Here is an 18,255-nt window from a genome sequence, read left to right on the forward strand (position 1 = left end):
GCAAACAACCACACAACTGCCCATATTCCAGGGCCACTTTGTTAGGAGTTCTAAGGCCGCCGTGGGACCGGGGTGGGGCCCGGTGGGGACAGCCGAGGCCGGGGGGCCGGATGGGGCCGGGTGGGGATCGGTGGGGACAGCTAAGGCCGGGGTGGGACCGGGTGGGGCCGGGGTGGGGATCGGTGGGGACAGCTAAGGCCGGGGTGGGCCGGGTGGGGACGGCTAAGGCCGCCGTGGGACCGGGGTGGGGCCCGGTGGGGACAGCCGAGGCCGCCGTGGGACCCGGTGGGGCCGCATGGGGCCGGGTGGGGCCGGGTGGGGCCGGGTGGGGACAGCTAAGGCCGTGGGACCGGGGTGGGGCCCGGTGGGGACAGCTGGGGCCCGGGGGGGCCGGGGTGGGGCCCGGTGGGGACAGCCGAGGCCGCCGTGGGACCCGGTGGGGCCGGGTGGGGACAGCCGAGGCCGGGGGGCCGGATGGGGCCCGGTGGGGACAGCCGGGGCCGGGGGCCGGATAGGGCCGGGGTGGGGGCAGTTGGGGGCCGCCCGGGGTCAGGTGGTGGTGGCGTAGGTCGGCTCGGTCTCGTCGTCCGTTGAGTCGTTCGGGGCGACGTCCCAGCCCGCCGCCGCCAGTTTGCGGGACAGGGTGTGTGCCTCCGCCGGGGTGACCTCGAAGCGGATGACCAGGGGGCCGTCGGGGCCGTGCGGGGTGAGGGGGGCGGCGACGGTGTCGGGGCTCGCGCCGTGTGCGGCGGCGGTGTCGAGGAGCCGGGCGAGTTCGCCGGGGCGCTCGGCGATGGTGACGTCGACGTGGGCGGTGTCGGCTGCGGGGCGGCCCCTCGCGGGGGCGGGCAGGGCCGCCAGGGCGGCGGTGCCGCGTTCCAGGAGGGCGGTGAGGTCGCGCCGGCTGCGGGCCCGGTCGCGGGGGGCGCGGGCGGACAGGTCCCGTACGGCGGCCAGGAGTTCGGTGAGGTCGAGGTGCACGGCGGCCAGGACGCGGGCGACCTCGGCGGCGTTGGTCTCGATGATGTCGGTCCACAGCCGGGACTCGCCGCGGGCGATCCGGGTGGCGTCGCGAAAGCCCTGCCCGACCAGGAGCGCGGTCACCGGGGAGCGTCCGCCGAGCCGGGCGGCGACCAGGCTGGCCATGAGGTGCGGGGCGTGCGAGGTGAGCGCCACGGTCTCGTCGTGGGCGCCGCTCTGCATCACCGTCGGCACCCCGCCGCACAGGGCGATCAGGTCGAGCGCCCGGTCGAAGGCCCGCTTGGAGGTGAGCCGGGAGGGCGTGAGCACCCACACCCGGTCCTGGAAGAGGTCGGGGCGGGCGGCGAGCGGGCCGGAGCGTTCCCGGCCGGCCAGCGGGTGCCCGCCGACGAAGTGGGCGGGCCGGGGGGCGCGGGCGAGGACGTCGCGCTCGGGTCCGGCCTTGACGCTGGCCACGTCCGTGTAGCTGTGGGCGAGGCCCCGCGCCTGCTGTTCGGCGAGCACATCGGCGACCTTGCCCGGCGGGACGGCGAGTACGGCGAGGTCGACGGGTTCGTCGGGGGGCCGGGCGGTTCCGGCGCCGAGCAGGGCGGCGGTGCGTACGGCGGAGGCGTCGGCGTCGAGCAGATGGACCGCGAGACCGCGCCGGGCGGCGGCGAGCGCCACCGAGGTGCCGATCAGGCCGGTGCCGACGACGGCCAGGGAGCGGATCACGAGGCCGCCCCGGTGGGGACGCCCTCGGTGACGGCCAGCCGGGCGGTGACGGCCGCGGCCAGCCGGTCGAGACCCTCCTCGATCTTCTCCGGCGTCAGGGTCGAGATCGACAGCCGCAGTTGCCGGGAGACGGTGCCCGCGCCGTAGAAGTGGTGCATCGGCGTGAACAGCACGCCGTACTCGCTCCCCGCGTGCTCCAGGAAGGCGTCGTCCACGGTGAACGGGACGGTGACGACGACGAAGAAGCCGCCCTCGGGTTCGTTCCAGGTCACCTGGTCGGTGCCCCGGAAGCGGGCGCCGAGCCCGCTCAGCACCTGCGCCAGATTGGCCTGGTAGACGGCGGTCTCCTTGGCGTTCGCGGTCACCAGGCTGAAGTCGTTCGCGATCAGCTTGCCGCCGATGACGGCCTGCGCGATGGGTGAGGTGTTCACCGTCAGCATGCTCTTGATCTTCGACAGTTCGTCGGCGAGCAGCGCGCCGCCCGCCACCGGCTGATCGGCGACGGCGAACCCGACGCGGGCGCCCGCGACCCCGCTCTTGGCGAAGGAGCCGAGGTAGACGACCCGGCCCTCGCGGTCCAGGGACTTCAGGGTCGGCGGGCGCCGGTCCGGGGTGCGGTGGAAGATCCCGTACGGGTTGTCCTCCAGGAGCAGCAGGCCCTCGGCCCCGGCGATCTCCAGCAGCCGGTGCCGGTCGGGGACGGTCATGCTGACGCCGACCGGGTTGGCGAAGTCCGGGGTGACATAGCAGGCGCGCACCCGGCGCCCGGCGGCCCGCGCGGCATGCAGCAGGCGCAGCAACTCGTCGAGGTCGAGCCCCGCGTCGCCGGAGGGCACCGGCAGCACCGGCAGATCGGTGAGCAGGGCGGAGCCGGTGAGACCGACGTAGGTGGGGGACGGGGCGAGCAGGGTGTCGCTGCCGTCGGCGCGCAGGGCGCGCAGCACCAGGAAGAGCGCCTCCTGGAAGCCGACGGTGACCACGATCGCGCGCGGGTCGGCCTCGATGCCCTCGTCGACGGCGAGGTTGCGGGCGATCAGCTCGGCGATGACGCCCTTGGTGTCGCCGTACTGGAGGAGGGTGCGGGAGACCTGCTGGCGGGTCATTCCCCGTACGTCGCGCAGATAGCCCGTGAACACCGCGAGGTATTCGGTGAGCTGATCGGTGTCGAAGAATCCCTCGTAGGGCCGGCCGGCCGCGAACGATATTGCTTCCGGATAGGCTCCGGCAATATTGTTCAGCAGGTTCATCGACTCCATGGACGCAGCGGTGAGCGAGGCGTGCAGCGGCTCCGAACTCAATTCCGCAAGATTTTCCCGGATCGGCATGGGGGCCAGTATCACGCACGGCGCAAGCTGCGACAATGCCTCTTCTTTGACACTTGGACAGAGCGCCTGACCAGTGCTTTTCGGCCCCGTACTTTGACAGTTCGGAATTTTTTAATCGAGTTGTACGGTGGTGCCGCAAATCCCGATCCTTCTACGACCCAGGGACCGTCATGAATGATCGAGCGAGCGGTAATCTGCCCATCAGTCACTACACGATCGACTACGTTGAGATGTATGTGGAGGACCTCGCGGCGGCGGCCCGGGTCTGGCAGGGCGCGTACGGTTTCTCGGTGGTCGGCGAGAGCCTGTCCGCCGACCACCGAGGGCTCGCGCTGCGGCACGGCGGGATCACCCTGGTCCTGACCACCCCGCTGAGCGACCGGCATCCGGCGTCGGCGTATCTGCCGGCGCACGGCGACGGGGTCGCGGACATCGCGCTGGGCACCTCGGACGCCGCGGCGGCGTTCGCGGCGGCGGTGTCGGGCGGGGCGCGGGCGCTGCGCGGGCCGCAGCGGCACGACGACGGGGCGGGGCCGCGGGCGAGCGCGGTCATCGGCGGGTTCGGGGACCTCGTGCACACGCTGGTGGAGCGAGGGCCGGACGACGCGGGCGGGCTGCCGGCCGGGTTCACGCCGGTCGCGGGGGAACCGCCGTCCTGGGCCGGGGAGGTGGGGCTGCGGGAGATCGACCACTTCGCGGTGTGCCTGCCCGCGGGCGATCTCGGTCCGACCGTGCGGTTCTACCGCAACGCCCTCGGGTTCAGCGAGATCTTCGAGGAGCGGATCGTGGTGGGCACGCAGGCGATGGAGTCGAAGGTGGTGCAGAGCCCGAACGGGGCGGTGACCTTCACTTTGATCGAGCCGGACACCAAGGCCGAGCCGGGGCAGATCGACGACTTCCTGAAGAACCACGACGGGGCCGGTATCCAGCACATCGCCTACTCCAGCGACGACGCGCCGCGCACGGTCCGCGCGCTGGGCGAGCGCGGGGTGCGGTTCCTGAAGACCCCGGATGCCTACTACGACCTGCTCGACGGGCGGATCGACCTGGCGACGCACTCCATCGGCACGCTGCGCGAGACGCAGTTGCTGGCGGACGAGGACCACGGCGGGCAGCTGTTCCAGATCTTCACCGCGTCCACGCACCCCAAGCGCACCCTGTTCTTCGAGGTCATCGAACGGCAGGGCGCGGGCACGTTCGGCAGCTCCAACATCAAGGCGCTGTACGAGGCGGTGGAGCTGGAGAAGTCCGGGCAGCATGGGCTTCGGTGAGTCCGGGCGGGGCGCGGCGGGCTCTCCGTCCGGCTCCCTGTCCGGCTCTGTATCCGGCTCCGCATCCAGCTCCGTGTCCGGCCCCGTCGACATGGATGACGTCGAGCGGATCGCCGCCGCGATGCTGCCGCGTGAGGTGTGGGACTTTCTCGCCGGGGGCAGCGGGCGGGAGCGGTCGCTGGCCGCCAACCGGGCCGCGTTCGACCAGGTGTTCGTGCGGCCCCGGGTGCTGACCGATGTCTCCGGGTGCGCGCCGGACGCGACGCTGCTGGGGCGGGCGGTGCGGATGCCGGTGGCGGTCGGGCCGGTCGCGTACCACCGGCTGGTGCATCCCGACGGGGAGCTGGCGACCGCGCGGGCGGCGAAGGCGGCCGGGGTGCCGTTCACCGTGGCGACGCTGAGCAGTGTGCCGGTGGAGGAGATCACGGCGGTCGGCGGCACGGTGTGGTTCCAGCTGTACTGGCTGCGCGACACCGGGCGGACGCTGGAGCTGGTGCGGCGGGCGGAGGACGCCGGCTGTGAGGCGATCGTGCTGACGGTCGATGTGCCGTGGATGGGGCGGCGGTTGCGGGATGTCCGCAACGGGTTCGCGCTGCCGCCGGACGTGTTCGCCGTGCATCTGGGGGACGGGCCCTCGGCGGCCCACCGGGGCGGGGCGGGGGTGTCGGCGGTCGCGGCGCACACCGCGGAGATGTTCTCCCGGTCGCTGGGGTGGGCGGACGTGGAGCGGCTGCGGGCGCACACGCGGCTGCCGGTGGTCCTCAAGGGGGTGCTCGATCCCGAGGACGCGCGGCGGGCGGTGGCGTACGGGGTCGACGCGCTGGTGGTCTCCAACCATGGGGGGCGTCAGCTCGACGGGGCGGTGACCGGCGTCGCCGCGCTGCCCGCCGTACGGGACGCCGTGGGCGGCGCCTGTGAGGTGCTGGTCGACGGGGGTGTGCGGGGGGGCACGGATGTGCTCAAGGCGCTGGCGCTCGGGGCGTCCGGTGTGCTGGTGGGGCGGGCGGCGATGTGGGGGCTGGCGGGGGGTGGGGAGGACGGGGTGCGGGAGGTTCTGTCGCTGCTCGCGGGGGAGTTGACGGATGCGTTGGGGTTGGCCGGGTGTGTTGGGGTCGCTGACGCGGGGCGGTTGGTGACGGTGTTCCCTGCGGGCGGCTGAATGTGTACGTGGGAGTGCCCGGCAGGTGGATTCTGCCGGGCACTTTTTTCGTTTCGGGCGGGGGTGGTTGTTCGGGTGCGGGTCGTGGTGGGTTGCTCGCGCAGTTCCCCGCGCCCCTATAGGTCGGCTGGTGCAGCGTCTCTTTGTGGGTTCCCTACGTTGGGTGGTCCAGGGGCTGTTTCTCATGGGTTGAGATTGCGTGGCCTGGGCAGCGCCAGATTACTGAGCGGATGGCTGCGGCCTGGGCCTCGGGTGGGGCGGTGGTGTTCACCACGCCCACGCCTTCGTCGTCCTGGTCGAAGACCTGGGGGGCGAACATGGCGCAGACGCCGCCGCTCACGCACTTGTCGCGGTCGATCCGGATCTCCATGGCGCTCCCCTCACCAGGTGACCGGCAGGCGGTGCACCCCGTGGGCCAGCGCGCGGTTGTAGAAGCGCACCTCGTCCAGGGGCACGGCCAGGCGCAGGTCAGGGAAGCGCCGCCACAGTGCCTTGTAGGCGATGCGCAGTTCGGTGCGGGCCAGCGCGGCGCCCAGGCAGTGGTGGACGCCGTGGCCGAAGGCGACATGGGCGACCGGTTCGCGGGCCAGGTCCAGACGGTCCGCCCCGTCGGTGAGGGAAGGGTCGCGGTTGGCCATGGTGAGGGAGCAGATCACCGTCTCGCCCGCCTTGATCAGCTGGTCGCCGACGCGTACGTCGTGGACGGCGGTGCGCGGGGTGGGCGCGTTGGCGACCGACATGTAGCGGATCAGTTCGTCCAGGGCTCGGTCGGAGGCGAGCCGCCCGCCGTCGCCGCGGCCCCTGCCCGGCGTACCGGACGCGGCCGGGGTGTCGTTCGCGCCGAGGAGCTGGGGCAGCTGGTCCGGGTGTTCCAGCATCGCCAGCACGCCGAGGCCGATCATGCCCTCGATGTTGTCGATGCCGGCCAGGATCAGCAGCACGCACACGCCGCGCATCTCGTCGTCGGTGAAGTCGTCCCCGTGCTCGCGGATCAGGGCGCCGATGAACCCGTCGTCGGGGTCCTTGCGCTGCCGGGCCACCATGGAGACCAGATAGCGGGAGAACGCGGCGCCGTCGGCCGCCCGCACCTTGCGGCTGCGGGAGAAGTCCAGGTGCCGGTGGCAGTGGCGGAGGAACTCGGGCCGGTCGTCGCGCGGCACTCCGATCAGCTCGCACAGCACCTCGCCGGGCACGGGCTGCGCGTACAGCGGCATCAGGTCGGCGCCGGGACCCGCGGCCTCGATGGCGTCCAGGTGCTCCTCGATGATCGCCTCGATGTCCGGCTCCAGCCGGCGCAGCCGCCGGACGGTGAACTCGGGGGTCAGCATCGAGCGCAGCCGGGTGTGCTCGGGCGGGTCGTAGTCCATGAGGTGGCCGACCAGCTCCGGCGGGCGCCAGGTCGGGCCCTCGGCGCCCCAGCGGCGGCGGGTGGAGAAGTTGGTGTGGTCGCCGAGGATGCGGCGCACCTCGTCGTAGCCGGTGGCGAGCCAGACCCATTCGTCGGACTCGTTGGGGCCGATCGTGTACTTGCCGAGGGCGGGCGCGGCCCGCAGGTCGGCGGCCGGGTCGTAGCGGGTGCGGCGGGTGTAGAGCAGCTCGGGGTACGCCTGGGAGCGCGGCGCTTCCTGCGCGGTCGGGGTCTGCTGCGACATGGGTCGGTTCCTCCTACCAGGTCACCGGCAGCGCGTCCACGGAGTAGACCCGTGAGGACGGCATCCGGAACCTGATCTCGTCGGGCGGGACGGCGAGCCGCAGGTCCGGGAAGCGCCGCCACAACGCCAGATAGGCGGTGCGCAGTTCCATCCGGGCCAGCGGGGCGCCGATGCAGTAGTGCACGCCGTGCCCGAACGCCATGTGCGGGGCGGGTTCACGGGTGATGTCGAAGCCGCCCTTGGGGTCGGCGCCGGGGGTCTCGATCCGGTTGGCGGCGAAGGCGGAGCAGATGACCCGCTCGCCCTTCGGCACCACCTGCCCGCCCAGCTCCACGTCCACCAGTGCCGTGCGCGGCGAGAGCGTCGGGATCGCCGAGACATGGCGGAGCAGTTCCTCCACGGCGCGGTCGATCAGCGTGGGGTCGTCGCGCAGCTTGGCGAGCTGGTCGGGGTGTTCGAGGAGCACGAGGGTGCCCAGCCCCAGCATGCTGGCGACGTTCTCGATGCCGGCGGAGGTCAGCGACGCGGCGAGGCCCTCCAGTTCCTCGTCGGTGATGTCGTCGCCGTACTCGCGCACCAGCATGCCGAGCAGATCGTCGCCAGGGTCGGCCCGGGTCCGGGCGGTGAGCTGGTGGAAGTAGGCGCGGTAGGCGCGGCCCGCGGCCAGCTGGCGGGCCCGGCCGCGCCCGTCGTCGCGGGTGATGTCGAGATGACGGGAGAGTTCGGCCCGGTCGTCGCGGGGCACGCCCAGCAGTTCGCAGGCGGTCTCGCCGGGGATCTGCCAGGCGAAGTGCTGCATCAGGTCGGCGGGCGTCCCGGCCTGCTCCACCGCGTCCAGGCACTCCTCGACGACCTGCTCGATCCGCGGCTGGAGCCGCCGCAGCCGGCGCATGGTGAACTCGGGGTTGAGCATCTTGCGCAGCCGGGTGTGCTCGGGCGGGTCGTAGTGCAGCGGGTTGCCGATGTTCTGGAGCCTGCGGGACTGCGCCTCGGTGTCGGCCGGCGGCAGCATGGTGAACCGCTCCAGGTCGCTGAGCACCTCCCGGGACTCCTCGATGCCGGTGACCAGCCAGCCGACGACCTGGCTGGAGGGCCCGGAGTGCAGCTCCGTACGGAGCACCGGACACCGGGCGCGCAGCTCGGCCAGTTCCGGGACCGGGTCGAACCGGTCCCGGCGGTTGTACACGGGGACATCCTTGGACGACGCCATCGCCTTCTCTCTCCTCCCCTTCGGCTCCCCTCGGGTCCCCCTCAGCCGGTCTTGGCGGGCAGCCAGTACATGCCGTCCGCGGAGGAGACGAGCCCGCCGGGGAACAGCGGCGCCTCGGGTTCGGCGTCCTCGCCGAGCAGCGCCCGCATCTGCACCTGGCCGGCCTCGTGCATGGCGTTGCGGACCACGGAGGAGCTGAACAGCGGGACCGAGCTGCCGTCGTCGTTGGCGGCGAACTTCTCCACGGCGGTGGCGAATTCCTCGGAGTTCTCCGCGAGCCGCTCGCTGAGCGCCTCCGGGTTCATCAGGCCCTGCTCGCCGGAGGAGACCCCGCCGATCAGCTCCACGAACGCCTGGAGTTCCGGCTCGGTGTTGGAGGTGACCTTCTTGGCCTGCCAGAAGTAGGAGTTCTCGTCGCGGTGCATCTCGTAGAAGGAGACGAGGAACTCGTAGAAGACGCCGTACTCGCGCCGGTAGCGGGCCTCGAACTCGTGCATCGCCGCGTCCTCCTCGACCTTGCCCGCAAGGACGCTGTTGAGGGAGCGGGCGGCGAGCAGGGAGCTGTAGGTGGCCAGGTGGACGCCGGAGGAGAAGACCGGGTCGACGAAGCAGGCGGCGTCGCCGATCAGCATCATGCCGGGCTTGGTGAAGGTGGTCTGGTGGTACGAGTAGTCCTTGCGGACCCGGATCTCGCCGTACTGGCCCTCGGTGACCCGGGTGGCGTCGGAGAGGAAGTCGGCGATCATCGGGCACTCGTCGATCAGTGCCTTCAGCGCCTTCTCGGGGTCGCCCTGGATCTTCTCGGCGAGATCATGACGGACGACGGCGCCGACGCTGGTGAGGGTGTCGCTGAGCGGGATGTACCAGAACCAGCCGCTCTCGAAGGCGACGCACAGGATGTTGAAGCGGCTGGGCTCCGGCATCCGCTTGCCGTTCTCGAAGTAGCCGAAGAGGGCGAGGCTGCGGAAGAAGTCGGAGTACTCGCGGGTGCCGCCGACCTTGTTGTAGAGCCGGCTCTTGTTGCCGGAGGCGTCCACCACGTACCGGGCGCGGATCTCGCGCTCGACGCCGTCGGGGTCGGTGTAGGCGATCCCGCGCACCCGCTCGTCGTCCTCGACGAGGCCGCGCACCGAGCAGCCCTCACGGACGTCGGCGCCCTGCTTGCGGGCGTTCTTCAGCAGGATGTCGTCGAACTTGGACCGCTCGACCTGGTACGCCACCGAGGTCGGGCCCGCCATCCGGGGCGAGACGGCGAACGCGAACGTCCAGGGCTCGGGCCGGGCGCCCCAGCGGAAGGTGCCGCCGCGCTTGAGCGGGAAGCCCGCCTTGGCGAGGTCCTCCGAGGCACCGGAGAGCCGGCAGACGCCGTGGATGGTGGACGGCAGCAGCGATTCGCCGATCTGATAGCGCGGGAAGTTCTCCTTTTCGAGGACGACGACCCGGTGTCCTTGTTTGGCGACGAGTGCGGCGAGGGTGGAACCGGCGGGTCCGCCGCCGACGACGGCCACGTCGAATTCTTCGGTCAGTGCTGCCACAGCCAACTCCCTGTCCGTTTATGCGCTATCTGAAATTTCGGTGTTCACTTTGTTCGCTGCGTTCGCGCTTCGTTCGCTGCGTTCGCTGGGCTCGCTGGATTCGCTGGGTTCTTATTGAGCCTGAATTTTTCCGGCTGGCTGGTCAAGTCGTCCAATGTCGTTTTCTGGACGGTCTCTTCGCGCGATCAGGGTGAGCAGGGGCCCGGTCATGAAGGTGGTGATCAGGGCCATGAGGACCAGTACCGTGAAGAGCCCGGGGCCGATCACGCCGGCTTCCAGCGCCACATTGAGCACGATCAGTTCGGTGAGCCCCCGGGTGTTCACCAACGCGGCGACCCGCGCCGACTGCTGGGTGCCGAGGCCGGTGAACCGGCAGGCCGCGTAGGCCGGGCCGAGCTTGCCGACCACGGCGATGGCCAGGATCAGCGCGAGCAGCACCAGGCCGTCGCCGTCGAGGGTGCCGACGTCGAACTTCAGCCCGGTGGTGACGAAGAACAGCGGCAGCAGCAGCGCCGCGGTGTGCTCCATCGGCTGGAGCACCTCGGCGTCCGGGACCTCGTTGCGGCGCGGCATGACGAGCCCGGCGAGGAAGCCGCCGAACACCGGGTGCAGCCCCAGTTCGGAGGTGACCCAGGCGCTGCCCATCGCCAGTCCGAACGCCAGCGGCACCTGGCCCAGGAGCCGGGACTCCGAGCGCCGCAGCAGCCAGTCGAGGGCGGGGCGGACCAGCAGGAACATCACCGCGCTGAACAGCACGATCAGCACGAGCGAGGCCAGCCACGACGGCCCGTCCCCATGTGCGGTGCCGGCGAACGCGGCGGCCAGCACCAGCCAGGCCACCACGTCCATCACCCCGGCCGCGGTGGTGGCGACCGTGCCGGTCGGGGTACCCGCCAGGCCCCGTTCGCGCACGATCGCCACCAGCACCGGGAGCGCGGTCACCGAGCAGGCCACCGCCATGAACAGCACGAACGTCCGCCCGCCCGCGTCCGGTTCGACGGCCGTGAACAGCCCGTCGAACAGGGTCACCGCGCCCGTGCTGAGCCCGGCCGGGACCAGCAGCGCCAGCGCCGCCACCGCCAGCACCGAGCGGCCGCCGCCGCGCAGTTGCCGGTAGTTGATCTCGTATCCGGCGAGGAACATGAAGATCACGACGGCGACCTGGGAGAGCACCGTCAGGAACGGCAGCACCTCCGCCGGGAACAGGTCCTTCGTCGGATCGCCGGGGAGCCGGCCGAGCAGGGTGGGGCCGAGCGCGATCCCGGCCACGATCTGCCCGATCACGGTGGGCTGGCCCAGCCGCCGGGCCAGTGCGCCCATCAGCCAGGAGGCGACGACGATCAGCCCGACGTCCGCGATCACCAGGGCGGTCACCTGTTCGGTGTCCACGCTGTCCACACCTCTCTTTCCCTCATGTGCGTCCGGGTGGTGGCGGCCCTCAGACCGTGGCGGCGCTCTCGGTGCGCGCGATGAGGCTCTTGGGCCGCAGGTCGGTCCAGTGCCGCTCGACGTACTCCAGGCATTCGGCGCGGCTCGCCTCCCCGAAGGCCGTGGTCCAGCCCTGCGGGATCTCCGCGAAGACCGGCCAGAGCGAGTGCTGTCCCTCGTCGTTGACGAGCACCAGGAAAGTGCCGTTCTCGTTGTCGAAGGGGTTTGTCATGGTGTTACTCGCTTTCTTTTCCGAAGGAGGGCGCGGACGCCGTGTTCAGGGGTTCCGGGGTGCGGCGGTGAGTTTCTCGGTGAGAATGCGGCCGACCGGCGGGAGATTTCCGGGGTGCAGCATCTTGTAGTGGTCGACCGGCACTTCATGGGCCTCGATGGCGCCGCCGGTGTACGGTTCCCAGCTGGCCCGGGCCTCGGGGGCGGGCAGTTCGGCCGGGCGGTCGTGGGCGGCGATGAACAGCAGGAGGTCTCCGCCGAACCGGCGCGGGGTGTGGCCGGGGGCGAACCGGGCCATGTTGCCCAGCACCTCCTGCATCCGCGACAGCACCCGGTCGCCGAGGTTGCCGCGCGCGTCGACGCCCGCCGAGACCTCGATCTCCTGCTCCATCAGCGTCGACGCCTGCTCCTCGCGGGAGACCCCGCGTTCCCGGGAGATCGACTTCCCGGCGCTGCTGGGGTAGGCGTCGAGCAGGGCCAGGAGCGCGACCTCCTCGCCCAGTTCCTCCAGCCGGCAGGCGATGGCCTGCGCGATCATCCCGCCGAAGGACCAGCCGAGCAGGTGGTAGGGGCCGGTGGGCTGTACGGCACGGATCTCGTCGGCGTAGTCGGCGGCCATGTCCTCGATGCTGTGCGGCAGTTCCTCGGGCCCGGCGAGCCCGCGCGCCTGCACGCCGTACACCGGGAGATCGGCGGGCAGATACGGCACCAGTGCCGCGTAGGACCAGCTCAGGCCCATGCTCGGGTGCAGGCAGAACAGCGGCGGGCGGTCGCCCTCGGGGCGCAGGGGCAGCAGCACGCCCAGCTCGCTGCCGGCGCGGGCCGCCGGGCGGGTGCCCCGGGTCACCCGTCCTTCGCGCAGGGCCAGCACGCCGTCCCGGTCCCGGCGGGCGCGTCGGCCGGTCCGCAGCATCCGGCCGCCGGGGCGGTACGGGTCGGCGACGAACCGTTCGGCGGTGAGCGCGGGGCGCTGCGCGTAGCCGCGGGCGAGGGCGCTGCCCGCCACGTACAGATCGCCCTCGGTCCCGGCGGGGACCGGCCGCAGCCGCTCGTCCAGGACGTAGGCGAGGGTGTGCGGGAGCGGGTGCCCGGCGGGGAGCCCACTGGCGGGCGGGTGTGTGCCGCGGGCCAGCCGCGCCTCCAGCCAGCCGCCACCGGTCTCCGCGAGCGAGTGCCCGGTGACCCGGACGGTGTCGGCCGGGATCCGGTGCGGCTGCTCGTCGGCGACCAGGATCTCCTCGTACGACGCCGCCTGCGCGCCCTGTTCGGCGAGCAGGGCACCGGTGGTGACGAGGAGGGTGTGATCGCCGGGGGTGGGGAGGTGGGGGGTGGGGAGGTGGGGGGTGGGGAGGTGGGGGGTGGGGAGGTGGGGTGTGGAGGTGCCGGACGGGGAGGCACCCGGCCCGGGGACACCATCCGGCGCAGAGGCGCCGAAGCGCACCGTGCCTCCGGCGGTCAGGGTCGCCAGCAGCGGGACCACGAGGGACTCGGCCGGGACGCGCGGGTCCAGCAGGGTCTGCCCGGCGACGGGCGAGGTGTCCGCGCGATGGGTGATCCGGGCGACGAGCGTGCGGTGTTCGATCACCGCGTGGGCGCCGTCGCGGGCGGGGAGGAACAGGGCGGGGTGAGCGGGGAGCGCCGGGCGCGGGTCGCCGTCCGTGCGGTCGTCGGTGCCGGTGCCGGTGCCGGTCCCGCTGCCGGTGCCTGTGCCGGTGCCGGTGCCGGTCCCGGTGCCGGTGTCTGTGGCCGTAGCTGTGGCAGTGCCGGTCTCGGTGCCGGTCCCGGAACCCGTGTCGCTGAGCGCTACGGACGGGAGGCCGGGCCAGGTTGCCGAGGGGCCCGGCCCGGTGATGACGGCGGCCGGGGTGATGTCCCCCGCCGGGCCCGTCAGCCAGGCGGCGCCCGACTTCAGTACGCCCAGTACCGCGCGGGTCAGTGCGGTGCCCGTGGGGACGTCGACGGCCACCGCGTCCTCGGGGCCGATGCCCCGGCCGGCGAGGCGGCGGGCCAGCGCCGACGCCGACGCGTGCAGTTCGGCGTAGGTCAGTGAGGCGTCAGTGTCCGTCACCGCGAGGGCGTCCGGGGCGATGACCGCGCGGGCGGCCAGAGCCTCGGTCACCGTGACGGTCGGGGCCTCGGTCACCGTGACGGCCAGAGCCCCGGTCACCGTGGCGGTCGGGGCCCCGGTCACCGTGGCGGCCACAGCCTCGGTCACCGTGGCGGTCGGGGTGTCGGCGGCGGACTCCGGGAACGGTCGGCGTTCGGTGTCGTCGAGGAGGATGTCGATCTCCGTGACCCGCAGCGCGGGATCGGCGGCGATCTGCTCCAGGACCCGGACCAGCCGGGCCGCGAAGGTGGTGGCCGTCTGCTCGTCGAAGAGGTCGGTGGCGTAGCGCAGGGTGCCGGTCAGGCCGCCGGGGGCGCCCTCGAAGTCCTCCGTCTCGTCCAGGTGGAGGGAGAGATCGAACTCCGTGGCTTCGGTGCCCAGGTCGACGGGGCTGGAGTTGAGGCCGGGCAGCTGCCAGGCGTCCCACGGGTCCTCGCCCTCGTCGCGAACGTCCAGGGCGACCTGGAAGACGGGGTGGCGGTCGGGGGTGGGCGGCAGTTCCAGGGCCTCCAGGAGCCGGGCGAAGGGCACGTCCTGGTGGCGGCGGGCCTCGCGGCCCGCCTCGTGCGTGCGGGCCAGCAGTTCGCTGAAGGCGGGGTCGCCGGAGAGGTCGGTGCGCAGGGCGAGGGGGCGGTCGAAGGCGCCGATCAGGCCCTCCAGCTCCACCTCGTCGTCGCTGCGCGGCAGCACGGTTCCGACGGTGACGTCCTCGGCCGCGCCGAGCCTGCCGAGCAGCAGGGCGAGAGCGGCCTGGACGACGGTGAAGGTACCGGCGCCGGACGGTTCGGCCGCCGCCCTGAGCCGGGCATGGGCCTCGGCGCCCAGCCGTACGGGCACGACTGCGGCCCGCCGGGTGGGCAGCGCCGGGCGGGCCCGGTCGGTGGGCAGGTCGAGGGCGTCCGGGGCGCCTTCGAGGGCGCCGCGCCAGAACTGGATCTCGTCCCAGGCGAGGGTCTCCCGGTCCTGCTCCCCGGCCAGCAGCTCGCGCTCCCACAGGGCGTAGTCGGCGAACTGGAGCGGCAGCGGGGCCCGTTCGGGGGCGCGGCCCCGGCGCCGGGCGCCGTACGCGGCGGCGAGGTCCCGCATCAGCACGCCGGTGGACCGACCGTCGGCCGCGATGTGGTGCACCAGCAGATGCAGCACATGGTCGGTGTCCGACAGGGCGAACAGGGTGTGGGTCCAGGGCACTTCGCGGGTGAGGTCGAAGGTGTGGGCGCCCGCGTCGGCCAGCAGCGCGGGGAGATCGTCCTCGCGGGCCCCGGTGAGCCGCAGACCGGGCCGGGTGTCCTCGGGGGCGCGGACATGCTGGCGCACCGAGCGGCCGGTGCCGGGGAACGTGGTGCGCAGGATCTCGTGGCGGGCGGCGAGATCGCCGAGGGCCGCCGCCAGCGCGTCCCGGTCCAGGGCGCCACGTATCCGCAGGGCGGCGGCGTGGTGCGCGGGCGCCGCCTCCTCGCCGTCGGTGAGCCGGTCCAGGAGCCAGGTGCGCAGTTGCCCGGCGGTGACGGGCAGCGCCTCGGGAGCGTCCTCGATCCGGCGCAGCACGGGCCGGACCTTCGCGGCCAGGGCGCGGGCCACGCCGGCCGGGGTGGGCGCGGAGAACAGCCGCCGGATGGGCAGATCGACGCCGAGATCCTCCTTGATCCGGCGGGCGAGCCGCATGCCGAGGCCGGAGTCGCCGCCGAGTTCGAAGAAGTTGTCCTCGGCGCCGACCTCGTCCAGCGCGAGCACCTCCGCGAACAGCGCGCACATCTGCTGTTCGGTCTCGCTCTGCGGGGCGCGGCCGGTGCCCCGGGAGTCGAAGTCGGGGGCGGGCAGCGCCTTGCGGTCCACCTTGCCGTTGGCGGTGACGGGCAGCGACACCATCGCCATCACCATCGCCGGGACCAGGTACTCCGGCAGCACCCCGGCGAGTTGCTCGCGCACCTGCTCGGGGTCGACGTCGGGCCCCTCGGCGACGACATAGCCGATCAGCCGTTTCTCGCCGGGCCCGTCGTCGCGGGCGGCGACCACGGCCTGCCGCACGCCGGGCATGGCGGCCAGCGCCGCCTCCACCTCGCCGAGTTCGACGCGGAAGCCCCGGATCTTGACCTGGGCGTCGGCCCGCCCGACGAAGAGCAGCTCCCCGTCGTCGCTCCAGCGCACCAGGTCCCCGGTGCGGTACATCCGCCGCCCGGCCGTGTGGGGGTCGGCGACGAACCGTTCGGCGGTGAGGGCGGCCCGCCCGGCGTACCCGTGGGCGACGCCCTCGCCCGCCAGGTACAGCTCGCCGGGCACGCCGGCCGGCACCGGCTGGAGGAAGGCGTCCAGGACGTAGGCCCGGCGTCCGGCCAGCGGCCGTCCGATGGGCAGCACCTTGGTGTCCGGGCCGGCCAGGTGCCAGGTGCCGCACAGGGTCGTCTCGGTGGGCCCGTACAGATGCCGGACCCGCAGCCGGGGGTGGGCGTCGCGCACCCGCCGTACGGCCTGCGGCGGTACGACATCGCCGCCGGTCAGCACCTCGCGCAGCCCGGCGAAGCACTCGGGTGCCTCCTCGGCGAGCACCCGGAAGGTCCCGGCGGTCAGATGCAGCACGGTCACCCCGGCGGCCACCTCCTCGCGGATCCGCAGCGCGTCCACCACGCCCGGCTCGGCGACCACCACGCGGGCCCCGGACACCAGCGGCACCCAGATCTCGAACAGGGAGGCGTCGAAGGCGTGCGGGGCGTGCAGCAGCACCGCGTCGTCGGCGCGCAGGGCCCAGCCCGGGTCCCCGGCGAGCGCCGCGACCGCCCGGTGCGGCACGGCCACGCCCTTGGGGGTGCCGGTGGAGCCGGAGGTGTACATGATGTACGCGAGGTCGTCGCCGGACAGCGAGAGTGGCGGCAGCTCACCCGCGTCCCCGGCCAGCTCCTCCAGCACGAGCGGCGCGACCGGCGTGTCCTCGGGCACGGCCCCGCGCGTCGAGCCGGTGCACAGCACGGCGGCGGGCGCGCTGTCCTTGAGCAGGAACGTGATCCGCTCGGCCGGATAACCCACGTCCACCGGTACGTACGCGGCGCCCGCCCGCCAGCTGCCGAGCAGCGCGGTCAGCAGGTCGGCGGAGCGGTCCATGAGCACGGCGACCCGGTCACCGCGCCGCACGCCCCGCCGCGCCAGCTGGGCCGCCAGTTCATCGGCGCGCGCGTCCAGTTCGGCGTAGGTCAGGCTCCGCTTGCCGTCGACGACGGCGACCGCGTCGGGCGTACGGGCCGCCTGCGCGGCGAACAGCTCCGGCACCGAGGTGCCCACGGCCGCCTTCCCCCCGGTGCTCCACTCCCTGAGCACCCGCTCCCGCTCGGGCCCGCCGACGGCGGCGAGCCGCCCGACGGGCACGGCCGGGTCGGCGACGAGCTGTTCCAGTACCCGGATCAGCCGGTCCAGGACGGCCTCGGCGGTGGCCCGGTCGAAGAGTTCCAGCTGGTGGTCCAGCTTGACGTGGAGCCGTTCGTCGCCGGGGGCGACGACCAGGGTGAACGGGTAGTGGGCGGTGTCGCGGGAGAGCTTGGCCGGGCGCATGGACAGGCCCCGGGAGCCGGGTTTGCCGGGCGCGTGGGGGAAGTTCTCGTAGACGACGAGGGTGTCGAAGGCCGCGCCGGGTCCGCCCAGGCGCTGTACCTCGGGCAGGCCCACGTGCTGGTGGGCGATCAGCCCGGCCTGCCGTTCCTGGAGGGCGGTGAGCAGTTCGACGGCGGGCTGGGCGCCGTCGAGCGGCACCCGTACCGGGAGGGTGTTGATGAGCAGGCCGACCATCGACTCGACGCCGGGCAGTTCGGCGGGGCGCCCGGAGACGGTGGCGCCGAACACCACGTCGGTGCGGCCGGCGAGCTGCCCCAGGACCACCGCCCAGGCGCCCTGGACCACGGTGTTGAGGGTGAGCCCGTGTCCGCGTGCCAGGGAGACGAGGCCCGCCGTCAGCTCCTCGGAGAGGTCGGTGAGGACGAACCCGGAGTCGGGCAGCCGGGTGAGGTCGGCGGGCGCGACCAGCGTCGGCTCGTCGAGCCCGGCCAGTTCGGCCCGCCACACGTCCCGCGCCCGCTGCTTGTCCTGCCGGTTCAGCCAGGCCAGATAGTCGCGGTAGGAGGCGGTGGCGGGCAGCCCGGAGGCGTCGCCGCCGGACGCGTACAGGGCGGACAGCTCGCTCATCACGACCGGCATCGACCAGCCGTCCATGAGCACGTGATGGCTGGTGACGACCATCCAGTGCCGGTCCTCGGCCAGTTTCACCAGGGCGATCCGCAGCAGCGGGGCCGCCGCGAGATCGAAGCGCCGGGCGAGTTCCTCGGCGGCCACCCGGTCGGCGGCGGCCCTCGCCCCGTCGGCCGGCAGCGCGCTGACGTCCTCCGACCGCCATGGCAGGGTCACTTCACGGGCGATGACCTGGACCAGCTGGGCGCCGCTGACATGCCGGAAGCAGGCGCGCAGGGCCGCGTGCCGGGCCACCAGCGCCTCCCAGGCGGCGCGCAGCCGGTCGCCGTCCACCGGCCCGTCGAGCGCGAGGACGGCCTGGACGGTGTAGACGTCGGGGCCGCCGCTGTCGTCCAGGGCGGCGTGGAAGAGCAGCCCTTCCTGGAGCGGGGACAGCGGCCACACGTCTTCGACAAGGGATCGGGGCATCGGGTGA

11 protein-coding genes are annotated in these 18,255 nt (G+C 73.1%); 2 read left to right on the forward strand and 9 right to left on the reverse strand.

All coding sequences use genetic code 11. From position 1 onward, the window contains the following. Positions 1-549: 549 nt before the first annotated feature. Together ACFRFC_RS35430 and ACFRFC_RS35435 are read right to left on the reverse strand one after the other, a co-directional pair. A complete protein-coding gene (locus ACFRFC_RS35430) occupies positions 550-1,695 on the reverse strand; it encodes a prephenate dehydrogenase (protein ID WP_382692611.1) in 1,146 nt (381 codons plus the stop codon). Further along, positions 1,692-2,993 carry an aminotransferase class I/II-fold pyridoxal phosphate-dependent enzyme gene (locus ACFRFC_RS35435; protein WP_382692609.1) on the reverse strand — a complete coding sequence of 434 codons (1,302 nt, stop codon included), beginning with the start codon at positions 2,991-2,993 and terminating at the stop codon, positions 1,692-1,694. The genes ACFRFC_RS35430 and ACFRFC_RS35435 overlap by 4 nt, the downstream gene beginning before the upstream one ends. A 197-nt stretch (positions 2,994-3,190) precedes the next feature. On the opposite strand from ACFRFC_RS35435, the gene hppD reads away from it, so the two are divergent. After that, positions 3,191-4,291 carry a 4-hydroxyphenylpyruvate dioxygenase gene (hppD, locus tag ACFRFC_RS35440; RefSeq protein ID WP_382692607.1) on the forward strand — a complete coding sequence of 367 codons (1,101 nt, stop codon included), beginning with the start codon at positions 3,191-3,193 and terminating at the stop codon, positions 4,289-4,291. Between the two features lie 91 nt (positions 4,292-4,382). After that, positions 4,383-5,450 (forward strand): alpha-hydroxy acid oxidase, encoded by a 1,068-nt coding sequence (locus ACFRFC_RS35445; RefSeq protein WP_382692615.1) that lies wholly within the window; start codon positions 4,383-4,385, stop codon positions 5,448-5,450. A 154-nt stretch (positions 5,451-5,604) separates the two neighbouring features. Here ACFRFC_RS35445 and ACFRFC_RS35450 read toward each other — a convergent pair whose 3' ends face one another. The 7 genes from ACFRFC_RS35450 to ACFRFC_RS35480 form a co-directional block, all read right to left on the reverse strand. Continuing rightward, a complete protein-coding gene (locus tag ACFRFC_RS35450; protein WP_382692605.1) occupies positions 5,605-5,820 on the reverse strand; it encodes a ferredoxin in 216 nt (71 codons plus the stop codon). A 10-nt stretch (positions 5,821-5,830) separates the two neighbouring features. Next, a complete protein-coding gene (locus ACFRFC_RS35455) occupies positions 5,831-7,102 on the reverse strand; it encodes a cytochrome P450 (protein WP_382692604.1) in 1,272 nt (423 codons plus the stop codon). Positions 7,103-7,115: 13 nt separating this feature from the next. Further along, a complete protein-coding gene (locus ACFRFC_RS35460; protein ID WP_382692602.1) occupies positions 7,116-8,312 on the reverse strand; it encodes a cytochrome P450 in 1,197 nt (398 codons plus the stop codon). A 41-nt stretch (positions 8,313-8,353) separates the two neighbouring features. Next, positions 8,354-9,847 (reverse strand): tryptophan 7-halogenase, encoded by a 1,494-nt coding sequence (locus tag ACFRFC_RS35465; RefSeq protein ID WP_382692601.1) that lies wholly within the window; start codon positions 9,845-9,847, stop codon positions 8,354-8,356. 111 nt (positions 9,848-9,958) lie between these two features. Beyond that, on the reverse strand, positions 9,959-11,236 hold the full coding sequence (locus ACFRFC_RS35470) for a cation:proton antiporter (RefSeq protein WP_382692599.1): 1,278 nt from the start codon (positions 11,234-11,236) through the stop codon (positions 9,959-9,961). 49 nt (positions 11,237-11,285) lie between these two features. Next, complete coding sequence (locus ACFRFC_RS35475) at positions 11,286-11,507, reverse strand: MbtH family protein (RefSeq protein WP_382692597.1); 222 nt, start codon at positions 11,505-11,507, stop codon at positions 11,286-11,288. Positions 11,508-11,552: 45 nt separating this feature from the next. Beyond that, positions 11,553-18,248, reverse strand: coding sequence for an amino acid adenylation domain-containing protein (locus ACFRFC_RS35480; RefSeq protein ID WP_383112685.1), 6,696 nt, complete (start codon positions 18,246-18,248; stop codon positions 11,553-11,555). Between the last annotated feature and the right edge of the window lie 7 nt (positions 18,249-18,255).

It is taken from the genome of Streptomyces sp. NPDC056734 (assembly GCF_042790455.1).
Classification (GTDB): Bacteria; Actinomycetota; Actinomycetes; order Streptomycetales; family Streptomycetaceae; genus Streptomyces.